This is a genomic window from Halopseudomonas sp., assembly GCF_036960865.1.
Lineage (GTDB): Bacteria > Pseudomonadota > Gammaproteobacteria > Pseudomonadales > Pseudomonadaceae > Halopseudomonas.
In genome coordinates this window covers 76,126-98,666 of sequence record NZ_JBALWE010000008.1, presented here as the reverse complement: position 1 = coordinate 98,666, position 22,541 = coordinate 76,126, and the positions used below count along the sequence as shown (strand labels likewise).

The following is a 22,541-nucleotide window of genomic DNA, read 5'->3' as shown; positions in this document are numbered from 1 at the left end:
TGCACGTGGTCGGCGGGTATTACTCGGCGGCTTTGGGCGCTACAGCGGGCTTGGCAGCGGGCTTGCCGGCGCGGGGCGAGCTGTAGGTCTGACCGCTTTTGCCGTTGGGGATTTTCTGAATTTCGCCACCAGAGGATAGAAAGGCTTCGATCTGGTTGTCGATTGACTGGCTGGTAGCAACAGCTGCGTCGGCTTTGCGCTTGCCGGCTGTGGTTTTTGGTGCAGTGGTTTTTGCTGCCGCAGGTGCTTTTGGCTCGGTAGTTTTGGCGGTCATGTGGGGCCTGTGTGGTTAGCGGGTAGTCGACCAGCTTACAGGTTTTTGCACTTATTTGCTGAACTTTCTCTTGACCTCAGGGCGGGCAGGCATTAGTGGCTTGGCTTGGCAGGGGCTGTTTGGCTGTCTCCCGGTGAAAACAAAAGCAGCGAGGCGGGCGGTGAAGCAATGCCCGCGTGACGGGGTCGATATGTAACTCGACCCTGCCAACAAGCCCCTGTGCCAAGGGTTACCTATTACCAGCAGGGCAGGTTTGCACCCTGCCGAGCCCCAAAAAATCAGTGCTGATGGCCGCCCGCGCCGTGGGCATGGCCGTGCGCCAGCTCGTCTTCGGTCGCTTCACGTACATCCAGAATATCGATAGTGAAGGTCAGCTCGCGACCGGCCAGCGGGTGATTACCATCTACTACAACCTGCGACAGGCCGGGCTTGACCACGGTAACCTGGCGCGGGCCTTGCTCGGTCTGCAGCACGGCGATCATGCCGGGCTTCCACTTCTTGGCGCCCTGCAGGCGTTTGGCCTGAACTTTCTGGATGGCGTTGTCGCGCGGTTGGCCATAGGCTTTTTCTGGGGGGATGGTAACGCTGAAGCTGTCACCGGCCGTCCGGCCTTCGAGTGCTTCGATCAGACCATCAATCAGGCCAGCCTGACCATGCAGGTAAAGCACTGGCTCATGTTTGCGCGAGCTCTCAATTGCTCCGTTGCTGTCAGACAGGTCGTAGTGAAATTGCACTACGGTTTTATCGGCTATTTGCATAACGTGAATCCATACGGGCTGAATAGTGAAAGTGCGCCATTATCCAGCCTTGTCTGGAGGATTACCACGCCCGCTTCAGTTTCCCCACAACTCTTCCAGGCGCGCGTCGCGGCCGCAGGTGGTGCGGTAGAAGTTGTAACGTAGTGGGTTCTTGTTGTGATAATCCTGGTGGTAATCCTCTGCGGCGTAAAAAGGCTTGAGCGGCAGTATTGCGGTGACTATGGCGTCGTCAAAGCGTCCGGACTCCTGCAGCTTCTTGACGGAGGCTTCGAGCACCTGCTTCTGTTGCTCGTCAGCGTAATAGATAGCGCTGCGGTACTGCGGCCCGTGATCACAGAACTGCGCATTGGCCGTCAGCGGGTCGATGGTCGGCCAGAATGCCTCGACCAGCTTGGCGTAACTGGTTTTCTGCGGATCATAAAACACCGCAACCGACTCGATATGCGCGGTGCGCCCAGAGGAAACCTGCTCGTAATCGGCGGTTTCGGCTGCGCCGCCGGTGTAGCCCGAGATCGTTTCCAATACGCCCGGCACCTTGTCGAAGTCTGCCTCGGTACACCAGAAACAACCACCGGAGAAGACGGCCATGGCGCTGCCTTCAGGGCCTTTTGTGAGCGGTTCTGCTGCCTGGGTCAGGCCGGCGCAAAGCAGCAAGGCGCTGGCCAAAATAATGTTTTTCATACATCACCTCGCAATGCGGGCAGCTCGTCGCCCTGTGGAATAAAGCGCAATGCCACGCCGTTGTTGCACCAGCGTTCGCCGCGCGGCGCCGGGCCGTCGTCAAATACATGCCCCTGATGGCCGCCGCAGCGACCGCAGTGGTACTCGGTACGTGGCCAGATCAGTGCGTAATCGGCGCGGGTTGCCATATGACCATCAATCGGTTGGGTAAAACTTGGCCAGCCAGTGCCGCTGTCGAACTTGGCGCTGGCGTTGAACAGCGGCAGATAGCAGGCGGCACACACGTAGGTACCCTCATCGTACAGTTTATCCAGCGGGCTGCTGCCGGGGCGCTCGGTGTCTTCTTCAAAGAGTACGTTGTAGGCGTCAGCGGAGACCTTGTCGCGCCAGTAGCTCTCCGGTCGATCAAGCGGTGTTATCGTCAGCGGCCCCACTTTGTCATCCGCCATCGCCGGAGCGGTCCGCGCCAATAGCGGAATGGCTGGGGCGGCGAGAAGGCCGCGCAACAGAGTTCTGCGTTTCATTGAAGCACCTTTGTCCGGTTACGTGATTGTCGATAACCATCTGACGCCCGGCGGTGGCGTTTGTTACAGAGGCTTGTCTCGGTTAGTCGGAAACATAAGGTAAGCCTGTTTTACGTTGAGCCACCTTGGCTAAATGTTCCGCTCAGGCTAGAGTCGGCAGGCCAACACATTACAGGAAATAACAATAATGCTGGATATCAGAAAGGGTGCTCTTCGTACTAGGGGATTGTTGCAGGGTGGGCTGCTACTTGCGGGGCTGATGTTTGGGCAGGCGGCGAATGCCGAGTCGCTGTCGCAACAGCGGCTGGACGCGTTTGCCAGCGCTATGCAGGCGCAAGTGGAGCAGGGCAAGATTGGCGGTATCGAGACGCTGGTCTATCAGGACGGCAAAGTAGTGCAGCGTGCGCAGTACGGTTTTCAGGACCGCGAGGCTGAAAAGCCGTTGCGCGAGGATTCGCTCTACAAGATCTTCTCATTGACCAAGCTGGTCACCGGCACAGGCCTGCTGCAGTTATATGATCAGGGCAAATTTCAGCTGGATGACCCGGTAGGCAAGTATTTGCCGCAGCTGATGAACCTGCAGGTGGCTATTGCTGAGGGCCCCGACGGCTTTCCGGTAACTGAGCCGGCAAGTCACCCCATCACCATCCGCGAGCTGATGACCCACACGGCCGGGTTTACCTATGGACGTTTCTCGCAGTCGCAGGTGGATGAGCTGTATGTAAAGGCCGACATCCAGGACCCCAAGACCACGCTGGCGGTCATGATGGACAAGTTAGCCAGCATTCCGCTGCGCCAGCAGCCAGGTACAGTCTGGCACTACAGCATATCGGTAGATATTCAGGCGCGTTTGATTGAAGTGCTCTCCGGTATGCCGTTTGATGCCTACTTGCAGCAGCACATGTTCGAGCCTCTGAACATGGTAGATACCGATTTCTACACACCGCCAGAAAAGGCTGATCGCCTGGCGGTTTCTTACATGCCGCAGGAAGACGGCTCGCTCAAGCCGTTGCCAAACGACTTTTTCCTGAGCAAGCCCAGCTTTCTCAACGGTGGCGGCGGTTTGATCTCCAGTACTGACGATTACCTGCGTTTTGCCCGTATGCTGCTGAATGAGGGCGAGCTTGATGGTAAGCGTCTGCTCAAGGTGGAAACGGTACGTCTGATGCGTCAGAACCAATTGCCGGAGGGGGTCGACAACATTGGTCCGTTCTTTCCCGGCAACCAGTTCGGTCTGAACGTGGCCGTGGTAAACGACTCGGAAGCCGCCGGTTACTTGCCAGAGGGTACCTTCTGGTGGTGGGGGATACAGGGCGCTTGGGCCTGGATTGACCCGACCAACGACAGCATAGTGCTGGGTATGATGCAGAACACTGACTACCGTCTGTCGCGGGTCATCCACAATACGGCCAGTCATGCCTTGTACGGACCGGCAGGCGGAAATTAGAGGGTATCCAGGCGCAGCCGGGGTAACACCCGGCTGCGCCGGGACGGGATGCACCGTTATCTGAGTCTCTCAGAGCGCCTGGCCTTCGAGCTTGAGCAGGTGACTCACCCCAAGGCTGGCAGCGCTTTTATCGGGTTGCCTCGCCGGGCGCGCCCAACACCTGATCAAGTGGCAGTTGTGCATGCAGGTTCACGCTTCCCTGCGCCGCAAAGAGCACCAGATGCTCTGCCGCTACCTGTATACCTAAATGCTCACCAATGGCGTGATCTGCATGGCTGGGGAAAATGGCTTCCAGCACGCTGCCAGTGGGCAGCTGCAGCCGGTAAAGAATGTTGGCCCCAAGAAAGGTGCGATCCAGTACCTGGGCCCGCAGAGCCCCTTCTGGCGCAGCCACAACATCGTCCGGCCGCAGTAATACATCAACGGCGCTGCCGACGGGCAAACGATAAGCGCGGTTGCCGCGAATCAGCCCAAGTTCGGTCTGGACCGTATCCGGGGTCACCATCTGACCGCGAATGAAATAACCCTGGCCGATAAAGCTGGCGACGAAGGGCGTTGCCGGTTCGTGATAGAGGTTGTAGGGCGTATCCCATTGCTGCAGCTGGCCATCTTTCAGCACGGCGACGTGATCGCAGACTGCAAAGGCTTCGCTCTGGTCGTGGGTGACCAGCATGGCGCTGATGCCGCGGCTCTTGAGTATTTCGCGTACCTCGCCGGAGAGGCGGCGGCGCAGCTCGCCGTCCAGATTCGAAAACGGCTCATCCAGCAATAGGAGTTTTGGGTCGGGTGCCATGGCGCGGGCCAGGGCCACTCGCTGCTGCTGCCCGCCAGAAAGTTCGTGCGGGTAGCGTTTGCCTAACTGGCTGAGTTTGACCAGGTCAAGCAGCTCACTGACCAGGCGCTTGCGCTCGGGGTGTTTGTGAATGCCAAAGGCGATGTTGTCGGCCACGGTCAAATGCGGGAAGAGCGCGTAATCCTGAAACACCATGCCGATGCGTCGCTGCTCAGGAGGCAGGCGCGTGCTGGCACTGGAGAGCAGCTCGCCGTCGAGCACAATAGTACCGGCGCTGACTGGTTCAAAACCGGCTATGGCGCGCAGTGTCGTGGTTTTGCCACAACCGGAAGGCCCCAGCAGGCACCCGATATCACCGGGACGCAGGTGCAGATTCAGGTCGGCGACCACGGTATGCTCGCCGTAACCACAGGCGATCTGGTTCAGCTCTAGCAGGGCTTTGGCCTGACTGGGCATACAGCGTCTCCGCGTCAGTCTACGAGCAGGAACTCGACCAGTGCCTTCTGTGCGTGCAGTCGGTTCTCGGCCTGATCCCAGACCACGCTGCGAGGATCTTCCATCAGCTCTGCGCTGACTTCTTCGCCACGGTGTGCCGGTAGGCAGTGCATGAACAGTACCGATTCGTCGGCAGCGTCAAGCATGGCAGGCGTTACCTGGTAGGGCGCAAAGCGCTTCAGGCGCGCTTCTGTCTCGTCCTCCTGACCCATAGAGGCCCACACATCGGTATTGATCAGATGTGCGCCTTTGACTGCTTCCAGCGGATCGCGCATAACCTGGACGCGCTCACCGGCTTGCGCCAGAAACTGCGCACCTGGCTCGTAGCCCTCAGGGCAGGCGATACGCAACTGAAAGTCGAACTGGATGGCGGCCTGAATAAAGGTATTGCACATATTGTTGCCGTCGCCGATCCAGGCGACTGTCTTGCCCTTGATCGCGCCACGGTGCTCCAGATACGTCTGCATGTCTGCCAGCAGCTGGCAGGGGTGCAGGTCATCGGTCAGACCGTTGATTACCGGTACCCGTGAATACTGCGCAAAGGTTTCCAGCATGTCGTGGGCGAAGGTACGGATCATGATGGCGTCACACATGCTGGACAGGACGCGGGCGCTGTCTTCGATCGGCTCACCGCGGCCCAGTTGCGTGTCGCGCGGTGACAGGAAAATAGCCTGACCGCCAAGGTGGGTCATGCCGGCCTCGAAGGACACCCGCGTGCGGGTGGAGGCTTTTTCGAAAATCATGCCGAGCACGCGATTTTTCAGCGGCTCATAGACCACGCCTTGGCGGTGCAGTGATTTCAGCTCAATGCCGCGCTTGATCAGGCCGATCAGTTCAGCCTCGGTGCAATCCATCAGTGACAAGAAGTGCCGTGCAGTCATATCCATACTACCTGGTTAACGCGGTCGTCTACCGACCGGAAACAGTGTGCCCTACCGCGACCTGACGGCCCGGTAACAGCCACAGCAAAAAAGAGAAGCAGCGATCTTATAGGGAAATTCCGGGCAAAGGCAAATGCCGGGGCCAGCAGCTGCCGGGCGGTGCTGGATTCAACCACTGAATAACCCTGCATTTTGCCGCTTGCGGCCCCGTCAACCGGGGCTTAGAGTGAATTCCAACATAATAAAACCAGCCTGGTGAAATCAATGTCGGTAACCCATTTTCGCGCTTGCCATCTGTGCGAGGCCATTTGCGGCCTGGCCATCGAGACCGAGGGTGAGCGCATCCTGTCGATCAAGGGCGATACGCAGGACAGCTTCAGTCGCGGGCATATCTGCCCCAAGGCAATTGCGTTGCAGGATATTCAGAATGATCCGCAGCGCCTTCGCCAGCCGGTCAGGCGGGTGGGTGACCAATGGCAGGCCATTGGCTGGGAAGAGGCCTTTGAGCTGGTCGCCAATCGCTTCACCGAGATTCAGCGTGAGCATGGCAATAACGCGGTAGGCGTGTATATGGGCAACCCCAACGTACACAATTACGGCTCAATGACGCATGGCAACTACTTCTTAGGCCAATTGCGTACCCGGCAACGGTACTCGGCAACGTCTGTCGACCAGTTGCCGCACCATCTGGTCTCGCTCTGGCTGTACGGCCATATGCTGATGATCCCGATTCCGGATATCGACCATACGGATTTCTTCCTGATGCTGGGTGCCAATCCCATGGCCTCCAATGGCAGCATCATGACCGTGCCCGACGTCGGCAAGCGTATCAAGGAGCTGAAAGGGCGCGGCGGCAAGTTGGTAGTGGTTGACCCGCGGCGCAGTGAAACGGCCGAGGTGGCCAGCGAGCACCTGTTTATTCAGCCCGGCACCGATGTAGCCTTGTTGCTCGGCTTGCTCAATACACTGTTCGCCGAGGGGTTGACCAAAGCGAGCCCAGCGCTGGATGCAACCCAAGGGCTGGATGAGGTGGTCGCAGCCGTCGGCCCCTTCAGTGCTGACAAAATGGCTGCGCACTGTGGCATTGCCGCCGAGCAGATAAAGCAATTGGCACGGGATTTTGCCGCCGCCGAGCATGCTGTGTGTTATGGCCGCATGGGCGTCTCTGTGCAGCGCTACGGTACCCTCTGTCAGTGGCTGATACAGGTGATCAATCTGGTAACCGGTAACTTGGATGTGCCCGGCGGGTCGCTGTTCCCCGAGCCTGCGTTCGACGTGGTCGGGAAGCGGCGAGGTGGTCATTTCGACGTCTGGCGGAGCCGAGTGTCCGGCCTGCCGGAGTTTAACGGCGAGCTGCCGTCGGCGGTGCTGGCCGAAGAAATACTCACGCCGGGTGAAGGGCAGATTCGCGCGCTCTTCACCTCGGCAGGTAATCCGGTGCTCTCTACCCCCAACGGCCGTCAGCTGGATGAGGCAATGGCCAGTCTCGAGTTCATGGTCAGTGTCGACCTCTACATCAACGAGACTACCCGCCATGCGGATGTCATTCTGCCGCCGACTTCATCGCTCGAGCACGATCATTACGACATCACCTTCAATAATTTTGCCGTGCGCAACGTCACGCGTTACAACGAGCCAGTGCTCTCCAAGCCCGAGGGCGCGTTGCATGACTGGGAGATATTCGTCGGCCTTGGTCAGGCGTTTGCCCGTGTCAACGGGCAGCCCGCGCGCGAGACAACGTCACCGGCTGAGATGGTTGATCTTGCGATGCGCAGCGGCCCGCACGCTGAGCGCTTGAGCCTCGCGGAGTTGCAAAAGCACCCGCACGGTATTGATTTGGGCCCGCTGCAGCCTAACCTGCTGCGCAGAATTCAGACGGAGAGCAAGTGTATCGAGCTGGCGCAGCCACTGATGCTGCAGGATCTGCAACGCGTTGCCACCGAACTGCAAGGCTTGATGCCTCGGCCGGGTGAGTTGCGTCTCATCGGTCGTCGTCATGTGCGCAGCAACAACTCCTGGATGCATAACTACCAGCGGTTGGTCAAAGGTAAGCCGCGAGATCAGCTGTTGATGCACCCGCAGGACCTGGCCGAACGAGGCCTGCAGGATGGTCAACTGGTCACGGTGCGCTCACGGGTTGGCGCAGTAAATGTACTGGTAAGTGCTACAGACGAGGTTGCACTGGGCGTGGTCAGCCTCCCGCATGGCTGGGGCCACAACCGCAGCGGTACGCAGATTGAGGTAGCTGAACGCAACGCAGGTGTGAGCGCAAACGACCTGACCGATGAGCGCTTTTTTGACCCGGTCACCGGTAATGCCGCGGTCAACGGCGTCAGCGTTGAGGTGGTGGCAGCATAAGTAGGCGCTTTGCTGTAGAATGCCAGCCCAGAAACGCGTTCGAACGCCTGACCAAGCTATGAGGATTTACCATGGACGTCATCGATACCATTAAAGAACAGATCGCCAACAACCCGGTGCTGATCTACATGAAAGGCGCCCCGAATGCCCCGCAGTGCGGCTTTTCTGCCCGTGCCGTGCAGGCGCTGATGGCCTGCGGCGAGAAATTCGCTTACGTTGATATCCTGCAGAATCCGGATATTCGCGCCAACTTGCCTGCTTACGCCAACTGGCCGACCTTCCCGCAGCTGTGGATCGGCGGCGAGCTGGTCGGTGGTAGCGATATCATCCTTGAGCTGCACGAGTCTGGTGAACTGACCGGGATGGTCAAGGCCGCGCAACCCGCTGAGTGAGCTGTTCAAGCTGAACCCAAAGCCGCACTCTGGTGCGGCTTTTTTGTGCGCGGAAGGAAATAGCACACGAGCTTTCCCGGGAAGGCCGGGTTCCATCCCGGTCGCGGAACGTCACTTGGCGCGTAAGGCTGGTAATACCCGCCGAGGGCTCTACTTTGGGGCTGATCTGATCCGCCGTTGGTCAAGCCGGAATTCGACCGTCCCATGAGAAAACACTCGGGTCAGCGTGATGCTTCATCTCTAAGCTGGGCTTGTAGCTCAGGCTAGGTCAGTGCAAAAAAAGCGTCCGCGCCGCTAGCGACAAAATCCGGGTTCTCATAGCCTGGCTTACCATAGGCCAGCACGCGGCCATCCAAGGTTTGTATCTGACCGCCTGCAGCGCGCAACACCGCGTCGCCTGCGGCTGTGTCCCACTCCATGGTGCGCCCTAGCCTGGGGTAGGCGTCCGCCTTGCCTGCGGCTATCAGACAGATTTTGAGGGATGAGCCGGCTCCTACCATGGAATTAATCTGGCGGCCTGCGAGCACCCGCTCCAAGGCATTGGGGTCGCCATGCGAGCGGCTGACCAGCACGTCGAGCCCGCTGATCGGAACGCCCCGGGCCTCAATGAGTTGGCGGCCCGTGGCGTCTTCGACAAAGGCACCGTTATCACGCGAGCCGGCATACAGCTGACCTAGCGCCGGCGCCAAGACCACGCCCAGCAGCGGCTTGCCGTGCTCAATCAGGGCAATGTTGACGGTGAATTCACCGTTGCGGTTGATGAATTCCTTGGTCCCATCAAGCGGGTCGACCAGCCAGAAGCAGTCATCAATTTCCGGAGTCTTGCCCGCTGCATGAGCTTCTTCGGCAACCACCGGGAACTGGCGTTGCAGCTTGCGCAAACCGGCCAAAATCAGCGCCTCGGCTTTCTCGTCTGCTTCAGTGACCGGTGAGGCGTCATCCTTGCCGCGCACCTCAAAGTCACGTTTATAGACCTCAAGAATCAAATCACCGGCGTCCTTTGCGATCGGGATGATCGATTCCAGAATGGCCGCCTGTTCACTTGCCTGCATCGCCTGTCTCCTGCTGCGTTTTCCCGCTGATGCGGTCATTTTATACCGCGCTGGAGTATGGGCAACGCAGGCAGGTTGATAAAACTCGCTGCAAAACTATCTGGTGCGCTTGCCGGTATAGGCGCTAGACCAGCGCCAGTCTTCAGGATGGTCGCACAGCCCGGCTTTAACCGGACTTTGTTGCAGTACCTGGATAGCCTCAGCCAGCTGTTTATTGTCAGGGATGTATCTATCCTGGCAGCGCTTCAGCCAGAGTCTTTTACCATTCAGGCCCAAGCCAAGTGCTTCATTGTTCTGCAGAGCCCAGCGCGTAGTGAGCACTCGCCAATCCTGAATGATGCGGCCCACTGGAAAGCAGGGTTCTATCAGCACGTGCAGCTGATTGGGGAGTATGCACCAGGCGATCAGTTTGTACTTTTTGGCGTGCTGGTCTTCCAGTACATCCAGCACTGCGCGGGCGAGCTGCGGGTGCTCCAACGCACAGCAGCCGTGCTGGGAATCCAGTATTTCTTCGGTACGCTGGCGCTTGAACAGAACGCGGTCGGCAGGCTCTATCATGAGCGCATCGACATTCATCTTCTCCAGCGTTTCAGGGGGCAGGGCGTCCGCCAGGCGCAAGCTGATGAGTTGAACATCGTAGGGTATTTCGGGTTCTGGCTTGGGCGTATGGAAATACCAGCCGCGCCATACTTCAAAGTGTCGGTTGTTGATCCTGTAGGTAGTTCGGCTCATGCAACGTCATCCTTGTCGTTTCAGGTGAGTTACAGAACTTATCAGTCACAAAGTGGTTAATGGTGAGATGCAGTGCGCAGTTCGCCGTTTTGATGGCAATTTGATGACAGGGATGCGGGATAGTTCGCGTTTGCGGGTGGCGGTTGAGTTTCAGTCGCCGCGCTAGCGTGGCGAGCGATCTGATTTTCCGGAATACGACAGCAGCTGGTAGGCGCCGAGGCATAAAAGCCCGAAGGCGATGCCGCCGGAGTTGGCATAAATATCTGCCCAGTCGGCGGTCCGGGTAGGGTGAAACGACTGTACGTACTCGACCGCCACGCCCACCGAAAACATGAACAGAGCCCGCCACCACCAGCGCCAGTGAGGAAAGGCAAGGGCGCTGAGAATGGTCAGAGTGAACAAGCCGCCAGCGTGATAGCCAGCGGCCTGCCAGCTATACGCCGTCGGCGGCGGCGTGGGGCGCATGCCCAAATACAAGCCCAATGCGAGCAGCGCAAAAAACGCGATTTTGCACAGGGTGCGATATCGCGCCCATAGGCGGAGCAGGGTCGGCCGCATGGTTACTCCGTTATGCTGCCGAACCCGTCATTGAAGCGGTCCAGGTCGCGATCTGCGGTGAAGTTATATAGCTGATAGTAACGTGAAAGCCGCGCGCCACCATCACGGGTGAGCGGGTTCCAGGCGATAGTGCCGGTAGAGGTGGTAGAGCGCACAAAAAAGGCGTCGAACGGAAAGCTGACGTAAATGCCTTTATCGAAACTGCCCTCGCCAAACTCTTCCTTGGATACGTTGGTTAATGTAGCCCAGCCGCCGATGGAGACGCCGTTGTCGAAGCGGCGAGATAGATCCAGCGTTCCGCCGTAATCACCCGCCAGATACCGCCCGACACTACCTTTGGCCAGTATGTTGTAAAAACTGGTCTGGAGGTAACCAGTAACATGGCCAGTCAAGGTCGAGTAGTCACGGAAACCAAAACGTTGATCATAATCGCGCTGCTTGACCCAGTTGGCGTCCACACCCAGCGCCCAGTTGGCGTCGTAGGGCCGGTACAGCAGCTCGCCACCCACGCCGCCATACATGGATTCAAACAGACCGGCGTAGGCCATACCATAAAGATCGCGGTTCAGCTGCTTAGTCTGAGTGTATTGCAGGTGACTCAGCTGTACTTCAGAGGTGGTCATGTATTGACGAATGTCGGTACGCACGCGTGGTAGGTTACTTGGGGCGTCGTACTCGAACTGGTCATAGTTGTTCAGCAGGTTGACGCCCAAGCTGCCGTGGAGCCATTTATTACGGTCAAAGTAATAAGCGCCGTCAAATCGCAGCAGAAACTGATACAACAGGAAGCTGTCAGGCCCGCCGACGTTCTGCGTATAGCCAAGATTGGTGCTGAAGTCGGTGCGGTCGATGGGACCGGTGTATACCACGTCGTCGTTCAATACGGCAGGGACCGCATTGGCTGTTGAGCGGCGAAGAGTCTGGCGGTCAATCTCGTTACGCTCGTATTCACGCAGTTTTTCGGCATTGATGCTGGTCTGGCTGATTGGCATGCCGCGCGAGCGATAAACCAGGGTGTACCAGTCATAACTGCCTTCACCGAGGCTGTTGTCCAGCACTCTGGCTGCTCGCCCCAGGCCTTTAGCGCTGTCGCGGAACATTTTTTGCTCGCCGGTTACGATGACCTCATCGCCACGTAACGAAATTTCCTGAACCTCAAGGCCTGCTGTAGTGCGCAGACGTTGGCTTACATTGCTCCAGTCGACAGCTTCGCCGCTGACGCCGGCAGGGAGCGGTTGGCGCGGCTCTGGGGCAGGGTCGAGTACTTTCTGCGGCATGCTGCCGGTCTTCACGTTAGTGTGGAAGGTGATGCCGAACATGGCGGTGTTACCACGCTCCCACGCGGCAGTAATGTCTATGCCATCGGTAATACTGTATAGCGCGCCAAAGTTGATGGGATAGTCTTGCGGCTGGTCGTTGCTCTGAGGTTCAGATTTGTAGTCGTTGCCGTCAAGCTCCACCTTGATGCGCAGCTTTTCCCAGGGGCTCTGGTATTCGACGCCGCCAAAAACGCCAAGAGGACCTCGGAAGTAGCTATTGGTTCGGGCTCCACCCGCTTGGCTGACGTCGGTGCTAACTTCTCCCCGGTCGTCAAACTTATCGTTGATGAGGCCGAGAGGGTTGTCTATACCACCGCGATTACCGATATAACCCCAAGCCAGGCCCAGGCTGAAGTCAAAATCGTACACGCGTTTGTTGGCAACAAAGTACTCGCTTGAGAACAGGCCGGTACCGCCCACATCTCGCATGCCGAAGGCAACCTGAGGGTACCAGTAACTCTCCTTCAGCAAGCGTACCTTGGCGTCTATGCCTTTATCCTTGAAACTCTGGTCGCCGCTGAAGCTTTCGGCACCATAGCGGCGGTTACTGACCGAGGTGTATCGGATAGTGCCTTCAAGCCACGGCAAAGGCTGAGCTGAAATGCTGTAGCGGCTATAGGGGTCAACACGGGTAGCATTGAAACTGATTTCACCTTCTGGTGCCATGCGAGCTGTGGGTGTTTGGAACAGGCCGGTGCCGCCAAAGTCACTCTGTGTCGTACGGAATTTCGGGTTTTGCGCCGAAAGTGCAGCAGGTGCCGTCATGAGCATGAACAGGGCTGTCAGCAGCGGAGCGTGCAACTGCAATGCTGGCTTTTTTACTATCACGGTCATTACTCGTCCCATTGGTACTGGGTTGCCAGCCATTCAGCAAGCTCCCGGTTGAAGTCGGCACTGCTGGTGCCGAACTGGGCAGGAGCAAGCGGCACGAAAATGGTCGCGCCTACGGCCAGCCAAGCGTCTTCAACATTCCAGTACGCAGCCCCTATGGTTTGCACATTGCCGTCGGGCTGAATCAGGAATAGCTGATTGGGATCTGCAGCGGGATGAACGGGACAATCTATTAAATAGTCGACAGGGTTCCGAGCAGCGGTGTAGGGCAGTATGCAGTCTTGCTGCACGGCCCCTACCACACGTATCTGATCAGGTCTGTGCGGGTAATGGATGTGATCGCCAGGCTCAAGTAAAGGGTTGCTGCTGATCAGCCATTGCTTCAATGGGTTAAGCTCGGCGGGCACGCGACCTGTCACCGGCATGTTGTCGATGCGGCTTGTCCAGCGCTGCAGTAAGTCGATCGTGGTTGATGCATTGTTTGCTCGTGCTTCGACGATAGCAGCTTGCAGATCGAATTGAATGCCGCGCTTCAGCTTTCGCTGCTCGCGCATAGCGCTTTCACGCAACAGCGCTGCGCCCTGGTACCACGCGTTGGGCTCGACCTGTGCTGCGGCAGAAGCGGCCAGCAGGCGCAAGCCGGGTTGCCAGCCAAATTCGCCGGGCTTGCTCACAGCACCGGTTACGCGGAATGTCTGTGCCTGTGCGGCAAAGATCGAGCAGGTGCTCACAGCCAGAAGCAATGCGCTTACTAAAGACCTGGAAGCTGGCCTCATTGTGCTTGCTCCGTCGCGGGCGGGCGTACCAGGGTCATATCCAGTGGTGGCATGTCTGGGGATGGGTGCTGAACACTGCGTCTTATATGCCCGGTATGAGGGTCAAGCCAATAGTAGTTGGTCGCTTTGTAACCCAGTTGCGGCATCCAGATTTGTTCGTCGACCCGTTGCAGCGCAATAAGTTGATCAAGTATCTGAACCGTTTCGTAGGGGCCCTGTGTATAGGTCGCATATTGCTGCAGCTCGGATTGGTAGGCGAGCGGGTAGTCAACCTGCCTGAGCACCTGGGTTCCATCTGCAATATTAAGCAGCCCAAGTGCAAAAGGGTCATCTTGATTCAGCGGAGCAAGTACGTCATCGCCGAGGCCGACCAGTTGTGACAAACGTCCATGATCCGTCTGTACGTTCTCGGTCACGCCTAGCCAGTCAATCCTCCCGTTACGCGCGTCCTGGCGCACGTATAGGCCCTCAGCCTGACCAGCCTTGATCAACAGGCTATCGGCGTCAACTGAGGCAATCTGCTCCAGAGGAATCTTGTTGAGATCGCCTTTGATTGCCAGATTGATGGTTTCAATCGTCGTGGCGGTCAGTGAGTTACAGCCGCCAAGCGCGCCAAAGAGCAGGGCTAGGAGGCCCCTGCGATAGAGCTCAGTCACAGGGTGGCCTTAATCAATTGTTGTTAGACAGATCGTTGTAGTCATTACCGATGTTTACGGCAGTACCCAAAATGTTGGCACTGGGGAACAATTGGCTGACGAAGCGGTTCCAGCGAGTGATGCCGGCGGCACCTACAAAAACGACATCCTGTGGCTGCATTTCAAACTGGTCGGCAAGAATGAAGGCGGAAGGTGACTGTGCATTCAACTGAAATATAGTGGCCTTCTCGGTTTCCAGATTCTCTACGCCCCGGATGACATAGACCTCACGACCGCTGGCGGAGGTTGGGGAGGGGCCGCCGACCGTCGCCAGTACCTCACTGAGGGTCATACGACTGGTACTGTACGAAAGCGCCGCCGGACGGGGTACTTCACCCATTATGAACACCTTGCGGGAGTCGTTCAGCCCCATGTGCAGCTTGTCGCCTGCTTTCAGGTAAACACTACCTACAGCGCTTGGGTGGCTGGTCAGGTAGTCATAATCCAACGTATAAACCTGGCCATCACGGATGATATTCAACGTGGAAAGGTCGGCACGTTCGTTGTCTATTATCGCTTCCCCAACTGCTTGCAATAGCGTGAGTGGTTGCGAATTTATTGCGCGAAAGCCAGGGTTGACGAAGGCGCCGCTCAGAGTGACTTTCTGGCTGTTGTACTCAAGGATGTTGACGTCAACTTGTGGTTGTTCGATGTAACGGGAGAGTTTATCGGTAATTAGTTTGCGTAACTCTTCCTGTGTGAGTCCGGCCACCTTAACGCTACCGACAAAGGGGTAGAACAATGTGCCGTCATCTCGCACTACCCGCTGGTTAGCTGAAGATGCTTGCTGTTGCCCGCCCGGAATGGTCAGCTCAGGATGGTCCCATACCGTGATGAAGAGCGAGTCGTTGGGGCCAAGCCTATAGTTTTCCGGCACAAAGTTTAGTAGTTGTTCGGGAACGGCTCGGTTGGTTACGACAGCTTGTTCTTGTGCAAGCACCTTTGGCGTGATCTGCACCATTTCGACCAGGCTTTCCTCTACTGAATCTTCTGCTAGCAGACGATCTGTATCCATATGCATGCCAGGAGAAAACATACAGGCTTGCAGTAGTAGTGCTGAGGTGCCCAGTGCAGCGATAGAGAAACGATTCATGGTGTAGGTTCTTGTCTTTTATGTAGAAGCGAAATGCGGGCAATAAAAAGGCCACCCGAAAGTGATTTCAGGTGGCCTCCAGTGTGCCTCTGCTCAAAGTCAGGGAGCAGTGGCGGTAGTGCCGGTAGTGCCAGTGGTGCCGGAAGAGCCATCACCACTGTCGGTCGCTGCAACTACAGCCCCGGCAACGATTGCGGTGCCAAGAGCCACGCCGCCAGCACCAATTCCACCTGCCGCACCAGCGCCCGGAGCAGGATTGCCAACCGGGGTTTGAGTCGATGGCGGATTGCCAGTGGTGTCTACACCGGTGCCGGAGCCGACGGTAGCATCACCAGTAGCTTGACCAAAAGCTACAGAAGAGGCGAGCAGCAGGCCGCTGGCCACTAAAGCAAAAGTTTGTTTTTTCATAACTCGTCTCCTTGTCAATCGGAAGTCAGATTTGATTATACGCAGGTGTGAATAAATGGAAACCCTAGTTTAGACCAATTTGTATTACAGCTTGCACTGGCTCGGTCAGTTAGTCGGACTGCCCGCTGTTAAATGCCGAAGCTTGACGAGCATCAACCGTGCTGCAAAACGCTTCCCGTATCTTGCCGATAATTAAAGCGTGACAAGCACCGGGCTTTTTGGTTGCACCCTTTTTCGCCAGACGTAGCTTGGCAGGTCAAAGCTGGGCAGCAGCGCATTGGTCATGCCATGCCGGAACCATAGCCCTATGTGGGTTGCAGTGCAAGATTGACTCTACTCCCGATTGCCACGCCGAGTGAGCGGGCGTGGTTTGTGCGACGCTGTTCACGGATTCTCCTCAGCGCGTGAGTAATTTCTGCTTTCTCGGTGTCTACGACAAAGATGCGCGAAATGACATTTTGCTCGCATAGCTTTTAGTAAATTGTGGCATAGGGCCTGCATGGCTTTTCGGGTCAAGTGTGCTTAGTTGGTGGCACGCAGGGCCTTTCTAGTGGATTCTGTCAAGACTTGTTCCGGTCGAGTGCTCGCGGATATGATGCGCACTGCGCAATATCCAAGTGTTCATCTCGCTGGAACTGTCACGCCGCCAGGCATGGAGTAGGTGGGTAATGAGCGAAGTCAATGCAGCTACGTCGGGTGCCATCACCCGAAAACGGGACAGGATGTCTGAAATAAAGCAGCCAACAGCGTGCTGGTACCTCATCCAGAGCAAGCCCAAGCAGGATGTGCGGGCGGAGACAAATCTGCGCAATCAGGGTTTCACCTGTTACCGTCCCACGCGTGAGGTAGAGCTCGTGCGACGCGGGCGTCGGGTACAACTGGAGGAGTCACTGTTTCCGGGGTATCTGTTTATCCGGCTCGACCGCATGCACGATAATTGGTTTGCCATCCGTTCTACCCGCGGTGTTGCTCGCCTGGTCTGTTTTGGTCAAGAGCCGGCTCGTGTCTCGGCCAGCATCATCTACAGCATCAAAACCCTTGCCGATGTCGAACCTCTTTCGCAGTCGCTGCGCTGCGGCGATCGGGTGCGCATAACCGAAGGGCCTTTCAGCGATCTTGAGGCCATTTTCATGCGGCCCGATGGCGACGAACGCGCCATTTTGTTGCTCAATCTCCTGCACCGAGAGCAGCAACTCAAAGTCCCTCTGCGTGCGATCAAGGCTTCGGATACAAGGCCTTCGGCGCCGGTGCATGCCTTTTCCGGTCCGAAATATGCTTGATAAGCTCGCGGCAGTTCAGCCCATTTCCGCTGCACTCGCCAAGGTAACGGCGGGCAGCTAGATAGTCTTATTTGTTAAAAGGATCTTAGTGTGTCAGTAAAAACAGCAGTACTTCCCGTTGCAGGCCTGGGCACCCGTTTTCTTCCTGCCAGCAAGGCCATTCCAAAAGAGATGATTACCGTCGTCGACAAGCCCGTCATTCAATATGTGGTAGATGAGGCTGTAGCGGCAGGTGTCAAGCAGATCGTGCTGGTGAACCACTCCGCCAAGCGTGCCATCGAAGATCACTTTGATGTGCATTATGAGCTTGAGACCGAGTTGGAGCGGCGCGGCAAGGATGAGTTGCTGCAGATCATGCGCTCTATTTTGCCGCCGGATGTCAGGGTTATCAGCGTGCGGCAGGGCAAAGCGCTGGGCCTGGGGCACGCAGTCATGTGTGCGCGCGAAGTCGTTGGTGACAATCCCTTCGCGGTCATGCTGCCTGACGTCTTGGTGGATCGTTATTACCAGAGTGCTGGCAGCGACGCGGACCTGGCGGTGATGAATCAGCGCTTTGCCAATTCCGGGCGTGCACAGATCATGGTCGAACAAGTGCCCATGGAACGCGTCTCGCAGTACGGCGTTGTTGCTCTTGACGGGCAAGCCCCGGCCGCAGGGCAGAGCCAGGTTATGACCGGTGTGGTCGAAAAGCCGGCGCAGAGCGAAGCCCCTTCTGATTTGGCCGTAGTAGGCCGCTACGTGCTGCCGGCACGTATCTTCGAACTACTGGAGACAACCAAACCTGGCGCGGGCAACGAGATTCAATTGACGGATGCCATTGCCAGCCTCATGCAGGAACAGCAGGTCGAGGCCTATCGGATGCAGGGTGTGACCTACGACTGCGGCAGCAAGCTGGGTTATTTGCAGGCAACCCTGGCCTACGGCTTGCGGCACCCGCAGGTTGGCTCCGGTTTTGCCGAGCTTATTCGACAATGTGACGTCTGAGCCGGAGAGGCAGCATGCAAATAGATCTGTATGGAGACACCCTTCCGGCGTTGGTAACTGCGGCCTGCATGGCGGCGACGGGACACGATGTAGTACTGCGTATGCCGCAAGGCCGAATACGGCAGCAGGTCATCGCCAACAAGGTGGCTTACAGTGAGCCCGGACTGCGACGTCTCATCAGCAATGAGCATACAGAAGGGCGACTGGTTTACGGTGATTTTGATGGTTTGCCCGGTGCCGATAGCCGAGCGGTGTTTCTTGCGCTGGATACCGATGAGGCGCCGCAAGCAAACGTGATTGTAGAGCGTCTGGCTGCGGTTGATGGTCGCCGCTGGCTGGTTGTCAATCAGTCGCCCTTTGCTGTCGGCTTCACCGAAGAGCTGGATAAGTCGCTTAAAAGCGGTATCGCGCATAGTCAGAGCGCGGCCGTCGCTCTGCCCGACTTTCTGCAGGAGGGCACCGCCCTTGCAGGCATGCAACGACCACCGCAAATCATCCTTGGCTGCAACGATGGTTACGCGGAGTTGCTGATTAAAGAGATTTTCCGCCCATTCAATCGCGACAGTGATCACTTTTTGGTAATGACGCCACGCGAGGCCGAGTTCACCAAACTGGCCATCACCGGCATGCTGGTCACGCGTATCAGTTTCATGAACGATATGGCGAACCTCGCCGACTCGTTGGGAATAGATGTAGAGAATGTACGTCAGGGCGTTGCGGCGGATCCGCGTATAGGGCCAACCTATCTTTATCCTGGTGTTGGTTTTGGCGGCCCGGGCTTCTCTACCAACGTGATCAATCTGGTTGATACGCTCGACGCCACAGGTGTGGGTTCAACCTTGCTGAACCAGGTGATCGAGATCAACGAGCGGCAGAAAGAGTATCTGTTCCGCAAACTCTGGCAGCACTACCGCACTGACCTGAAAGGCCGCACTGTGGCCATCTGGGGAGCTGCGTTCAAGCCCGATACGGGTCGGATTGATAACGCGCCCATCATTCGTATGTTGGATGCACTCTGGGCGCAAGGCGCCAAGGTGCGCGTGCATGATCCCGAAGCGTTACCCGCACTGCTGGAGCGATATGGTCACCATCCGGGCTTGCACTATGCCAGCCACCCTTATGCAGCGGCAGAAGGCGCAGATGCCTTGATCGTGCTCACTCAATGGCGTGCTTACTGGAGCCCGGACCTGGAGCGCCTTGCGGCGATCATGCGGCAGAAGGTGCTACTGGATGGCCGCAATATCTATGACCCAAGCTTTGTTCGCGAGCATGGCTTTACCTATTACGGGGTGGGGCGCTAAGCCCTGAGGACAAAGGAATGAACGCATTCAAAGCCATACCCGATACCGGCACTCAGGCTGAACAGCAGGCCTGGGCCGACCTCAATCTGCAATCGGAGCGTTTGAAGCCCCTGCATATTGCAGAACTTTTCAATGCCGATCCGCAGCGTTTCAGTGGGTTCAGCGTCGGTCATGGCCCGCTGCTGCTGGATTACAGCAAGCAGCGCCTGGACGCCCTGGCGCTGGAGAAGTTGTTTGCTTTGGCGGACGCCTGTGACCTTAAAGGCTGGACAGAAAAGCTGTTCAGCACTCAGGCGGTCAACAACACCGAAGATCGCGCGGCCATGCATTGGGCGCTGCGTACCCCCGTCGATGATGTGCAATACCAGTCTTGTCACGAGGAGCTCAAAGGGGTGCAGGATCAGCTCGACAAGATGGGCGAAATGGTCGACAAGATTCATAGCGGCCAGTGGCGTGGTATGACTGGCGAGCCAATCACCGATGTGGTGAATATCGGTGTTGGCGGTTCTGACCTGGGGCCATTGATGGTCAGCCGTGCGCTGAACGACTTTACGCTCAAGCGCAGCCGCTCGTTGGGAATCCACTTTGCTTCCTCGATGGACGGTAGCCAGATGGCGCAGTTGCTGAAGCAGCTGCGTCCGCAGAATACCCTGTTCATTGTATCGTCCAAATCCTTCAGTACTGTAGATACCCTGTACAACGCCAATACCGCGCTGGCCTGGCTGGAGCGCTCGCTTGGCAAGTGCGCCGGACTGCTGCATTGTCATTTTATTGGTGTGTCATCTAAGCCCGACAAGATGAGCGAGTGGGGTATTCACCGCGAGAACCAATTGCAGATTTGGGATTGGGTTGGCGGTCGTTACTCGCTGTGGTCCTGCATCGGTCTGCCTATTGCGCTGCGCATTGGTATGAAGGGTTTCCGCCGTTTGTTGGCGGGTGCTCATTTAATGGACAATCACTTCCGCAATGCACCCTGGCAGAGCAATATCCCGGTGCTGATGGCGCTGATCGGCGTATGGAATACCAACTGCCTGGGTATCAACGCCCAGGCGATTCTGCCCTACGACGGCCGCCTTGAAAAACTGCCAGCCTACCTTGAACAGCTTGAAATGGAGTCCAACGGCAAGTCGGTCAATCGCGACGGTGAGCTGGTGCAGTTGCACACCTGCCCTGTACTGTGGGGTGAGGTAGGCCCCAATGCACAGCATGCCTTTTACCAGTTGCTGCACCAGGGTACCGAAGTGGTGACCTGCGATTTTATCGCACCGGCACTGCGTTACCATGAGGCGACACACAGTGAGGATTCGCTGGAGCTGATCCGCCAGCATGAGCTGGCCCTGGCCAACTGTCTGGCGCAATCACGCTTGCTGGCGTTAGGGGAGGCGGCGCTGGAAGGCGAGGGCGAGCTGCCACATTACAAGCGTTATCGCGGTAACCAGCCTAGTTCGACTCTGTTGATGAAGGAGTTGAGTCCCTTCAGTCTCGGCGCCATGCTCGCGGCCTATGAACACAAGGTATTTGCTCAAGCGGTGATTTGGGGGATCAATCCCTTTGACCAGTGGGGTGTTGAAATGGGCAAGAAGATTGCTACCGAAACCTTGGGCGTCATTCGCAAAGAGCAGGCACCGGAGTTTCCGTTGGACAGTTCAACCCTCGGGTTAATTGATTTCATCAACGCGCAGTAATAGGTCCAGACTTCGTTCGCCTTCTGGAGATTCGGGCTCCATCCTGACCAAGCTGGTGTAGCTGTTAAGCATGGTTGAGATGGAACTCGAGGTATAAAAAAAATACCCAAGCTCTACACGAAAAAGCCGCGCTCCGTCAGGAAGCGCGGCTTTTAGCATTGCAGCAAAGTTTATCTATTCAGCCACGGTACCCGGCAGGATTCTGCGACTGCCAGCGCCAACTGTCGGCGCACATGTCTTCAAGCGTTAGGCGGGCCTTCCAGCCCAGTTCCTGCTTGGCCAATGCCGGATCAGCGTAGCAACTGGCAACGTCACCGGGGCGCCGTGCTTCCAGCTTATACGCCAGCGTCTTGCCACAGGCTCGCTCAAACGCCTTGAGCATCTCCAAGACCGAGTAGCCTCGGCCGGTCCCCAGATTAAACGCCTTGATACCCAAGCCTTGCTCTAGCCAGGCCAGTGCTTTTACGTGGCCGTCCGCGAGGTCCATCACATGGATATAGTCGCGAACTCCGGTACCGTCTTTAGTTGGGTAATCGCTACCAAACACACTTAATTTGTCACGGCGCCCGACTGCTACCTGTGCAATGTATGGCATCAGGTTATTGGGAGTGTCGCTCGGGTCTTCACCAATAAGTCCGCTGGGGTGTGCGCCCACCGGATTAAAGTAACGCAGTAGTGCGACGTTCCAGCGCGGGTCTGAGCTATGCAGATCAGCCAGAATTTCCTCAATGATTAGTTTGGAGCGACCATAGGGGTTGGTCGCACTGGTAGGAAAATCCTCACCAATGGGCAATGACGCCGGGTCACCGTACACCGTCGCAGAAGAGCTAAACACCAGGTTGAACACACCAGCGCGCTGCATGGCCTGGCAAAGCGTGACTGTGCCGCTCACGTTATTATGGTAATAGAGCAATGGCTTAGCTACGGACTCTCCTACCGCCTTGAGCCCAGCGAAGTGAATGACCGCATCAATTCTGTGCTGAGCAAACAGGCCGTCCAGCAGAGCAGCATCATTAATGTCACCCTTTACACAAAGCACCTCTATACCCGTAATCGACTCCACTCGGTGGAGCGCCTCTGGTGAGCTATTGCTGAAGTTGTCCAGCACCAACAGTTGATAACCGGCCGCCAGCAGCTGAATGCAGGTGTGGGTGCCAATGTAGCCGGCGCCACCGGTAATCAAAATTCGTTGTCGTAAAAATGTCATGTTTAACTCATTCGCTT

22 protein-coding genes are annotated in these 22,541 nt (G+C 57.1%); 7 read left to right on the top strand and 15 right to left on the bottom strand.

Going from position 1 to position 22,541, the window contains the following annotated elements; translation table 11 throughout:
- Nucleotides 1–19: 19 nt before the first annotated feature.
- The 4 genes from V7747_RS12675 to msrB form a co-directional block, all read right to left on the bottom strand.
- Nucleotides 20–274, bottom strand: coding sequence for a hypothetical protein (locus V7747_RS12675; protein WP_335616393.1), 255 nt, complete (start codon nt 272–274; stop codon nt 20–22).
- Between the two features lie 278 nt (nt 275–552).
- Complete coding sequence (locus V7747_RS12670) at nt 553–1,032, bottom strand: FKBP-type peptidyl-prolyl cis-trans isomerase (RefSeq protein ID WP_335616392.1); 480 nt, start codon at nt 1,030–1,032, stop codon at nt 553–555.
- A 75-nt stretch (nt 1,033–1,107) separates the two neighbouring features.
- Complete coding sequence (msrA, locus tag V7747_RS12665) at nt 1,108–1,713, bottom strand: peptide-methionine (S)-S-oxide reductase MsrA (RefSeq protein ID WP_335616391.1); 606 nt, start codon at nt 1,711–1,713, stop codon at nt 1,108–1,110.
- Nucleotides 1,710–2,237: a peptide-methionine (R)-S-oxide reductase MsrB gene (msrB, locus tag V7747_RS12660; RefSeq protein ID WP_335616390.1), complete on the bottom strand. Its 528-nt coding sequence runs from the start codon at nt 2,235–2,237 to the stop codon at nt 1,710–1,712. Before msrB ends, msrA begins: the two co-directional genes overlap by 4 nt.
- Nucleotides 2,238–2,424: 187 nt before the next feature.
- Here msrB and V7747_RS12655 point away from each other — a divergent pair, with 187 nt between their 5' ends.
- Nucleotides 2,425–3,684: a serine hydrolase domain-containing protein gene (locus V7747_RS12655; protein WP_335616389.1), complete on the top strand. Its 1,260-nt coding sequence runs from the start codon at nt 2,425–2,427 to the stop codon at nt 3,682–3,684.
- Nucleotides 3,685–3,811: 127 nt separating this feature from the next.
- Here V7747_RS12655 and V7747_RS12650 read toward each other — a convergent pair whose 3' ends face one another.
- Both V7747_RS12650 and argF read right to left on the bottom strand, forming a co-directional pair.
- The gene (locus tag V7747_RS12650; protein WP_335616388.1) at nt 3,812–4,933 is read right to left on the bottom strand and encodes an ABC transporter ATP-binding protein; all 1,122 of its coding nucleotides are present in this window, start codon (nt 4,931–4,933) and stop codon (nt 3,812–3,814) included.
- Nucleotides 4,934–4,947: 14 nt separating this feature from the next.
- Nucleotides 4,948–5,853 (bottom strand): ornithine carbamoyltransferase, encoded by a 906-nt coding sequence (gene argF / locus V7747_RS12645; protein WP_335616387.1) that lies wholly within the window; start codon nt 5,851–5,853, stop codon nt 4,948–4,950.
- A 264-nt stretch (nt 5,854–6,117) separates the two neighbouring features.
- Between argF and V7747_RS12640 the strand changes: the two genes are divergently transcribed.
- Both V7747_RS12640 and grxD read left to right on the top strand, forming a co-directional pair.
- Entirely contained in the window at nt 6,118–8,211 is a 2,094-nt protein-coding gene (locus V7747_RS12640) for a molybdopterin-dependent oxidoreductase (protein ID WP_335616386.1), read from the top strand.
- A 71-nt stretch (nt 8,212–8,282) separates the two neighbouring features.
- The gene (gene grxD, locus V7747_RS12635) at nt 8,283–8,603 is read left to right on the top strand and encodes a Grx4 family monothiol glutaredoxin (protein ID WP_092282999.1); all 321 of its coding nucleotides are present in this window, start codon (nt 8,283–8,285) and stop codon (nt 8,601–8,603) included.
- A gap of 263 nt (nt 8,604–8,866) precedes the next feature.
- Here grxD and cysQ read toward each other — a convergent pair whose 3' ends face one another.
- The 8 genes from cysQ to V7747_RS12595 form a co-directional block, all read right to left on the bottom strand.
- Nucleotides 8,867–9,655 carry a 3'(2'),5'-bisphosphate nucleotidase CysQ gene (gene cysQ, locus V7747_RS12630; protein WP_335616385.1) on the bottom strand — a complete coding sequence of 263 codons (789 nt, stop codon included), beginning with the start codon at nt 9,653–9,655 and terminating at the stop codon, nt 8,867–8,869.
- A gap of 96 nt (nt 9,656–9,751) precedes the next feature.
- Nucleotides 9,752–10,387, bottom strand: coding sequence for a hypothetical protein (locus V7747_RS12625; protein ID WP_335616384.1), 636 nt, complete (start codon nt 10,385–10,387; stop codon nt 9,752–9,754).
- 162 nt (nt 10,388–10,549) lie between these two features.
- Complete coding sequence (locus tag V7747_RS12620; RefSeq protein ID WP_335616383.1) at nt 10,550–10,945, bottom strand: VanZ family protein; 396 nt, start codon at nt 10,943–10,945, stop codon at nt 10,550–10,552.
- 2 nt (nt 10,946–10,947) lie between these two features.
- The gene (locus V7747_RS12615) at nt 10,948–13,035 is read right to left on the bottom strand and encodes a YjbH domain-containing protein (RefSeq protein ID WP_335616521.1); all 2,088 of its coding nucleotides are present in this window, start codon (nt 13,033–13,035) and stop codon (nt 10,948–10,950) included.
- Nucleotides 13,036–13,097: 62 nt separating this feature from the next.
- Nucleotides 13,098–13,826 (bottom strand): capsule biosynthesis GfcC family protein, encoded by a 729-nt coding sequence (locus V7747_RS12610; RefSeq protein WP_335616382.1) that lies wholly within the window; start codon nt 13,824–13,826, stop codon nt 13,098–13,100.
- Nucleotides 13,827–13,867: 41 nt separating this feature from the next.
- Entirely contained in the window at nt 13,868–14,527 is a 660-nt protein-coding gene (locus tag V7747_RS12605; protein ID WP_335616381.1) for a YjbF family lipoprotein, read from the bottom strand.
- A 13-nt stretch (nt 14,528–14,540) separates the two neighbouring features.
- The gene (locus tag V7747_RS12600; protein ID WP_335616380.1) at nt 14,541–15,659 is read right to left on the bottom strand and encodes a polysaccharide biosynthesis/export family protein; all 1,119 of its coding nucleotides are present in this window, start codon (nt 15,657–15,659) and stop codon (nt 14,541–14,543) included.
- Nucleotides 15,660–15,758: 99 nt separating this feature from the next.
- Nucleotides 15,759–16,067: a hypothetical protein gene (locus tag V7747_RS12595; RefSeq protein ID WP_335616379.1), complete on the bottom strand. Its 309-nt coding sequence runs from the start codon at nt 16,065–16,067 to the stop codon at nt 15,759–15,761.
- Nucleotides 16,068–16,735: 668 nt separating this feature from the next.
- On the opposite strand from V7747_RS12595, the gene rfaH reads away from it, so the two are divergent.
- The 4 genes from rfaH (at nt 16,736) to pgi (ending at nt 21,317) form a co-directional block, all read left to right on the top strand.
- Nucleotides 16,736–17,347, top strand: coding sequence for a transcription/translation regulatory transformer protein RfaH (rfaH, locus tag V7747_RS12590; RefSeq protein WP_335616378.1), 612 nt, complete (start codon nt 16,736–16,738; stop codon nt 17,345–17,347).
- Nucleotides 17,348–17,437: 90 nt separating this feature from the next.
- Complete coding sequence (gene galU, locus V7747_RS12585; protein WP_335616377.1) at nt 17,438–18,331, top strand: UTP--glucose-1-phosphate uridylyltransferase GalU; 894 nt, start codon at nt 17,438–17,440, stop codon at nt 18,329–18,331.
- Between the two features lie 14 nt (nt 18,332–18,345).
- Nucleotides 18,346–19,632: a nucleotide sugar dehydrogenase gene (locus tag V7747_RS12580; RefSeq protein ID WP_335616376.1), complete on the top strand. Its 1,287-nt coding sequence runs from the start codon at nt 18,346–18,348 to the stop codon at nt 19,630–19,632.
- A gap of 17 nt (nt 19,633–19,649) precedes the next feature.
- Nucleotides 19,650–21,317 carry a glucose-6-phosphate isomerase gene (gene pgi, locus V7747_RS12575; protein ID WP_335616375.1) on the top strand — a complete coding sequence of 556 codons (1,668 nt, stop codon included), beginning with the start codon at nt 19,650–19,652 and terminating at the stop codon, nt 21,315–21,317.
- Between the two features lie 178 nt (nt 21,318–21,495).
- Here pgi and galE read toward each other — a convergent pair whose 3' ends face one another.
- A complete protein-coding gene (gene galE / locus V7747_RS12570; protein ID WP_335616374.1) occupies nt 21,496–22,524 on the bottom strand; it encodes a UDP-glucose 4-epimerase GalE in 1,029 nt (342 codons plus the stop codon).
- Between the last annotated feature and the right edge of the window lie 17 nt (nt 22,525–22,541).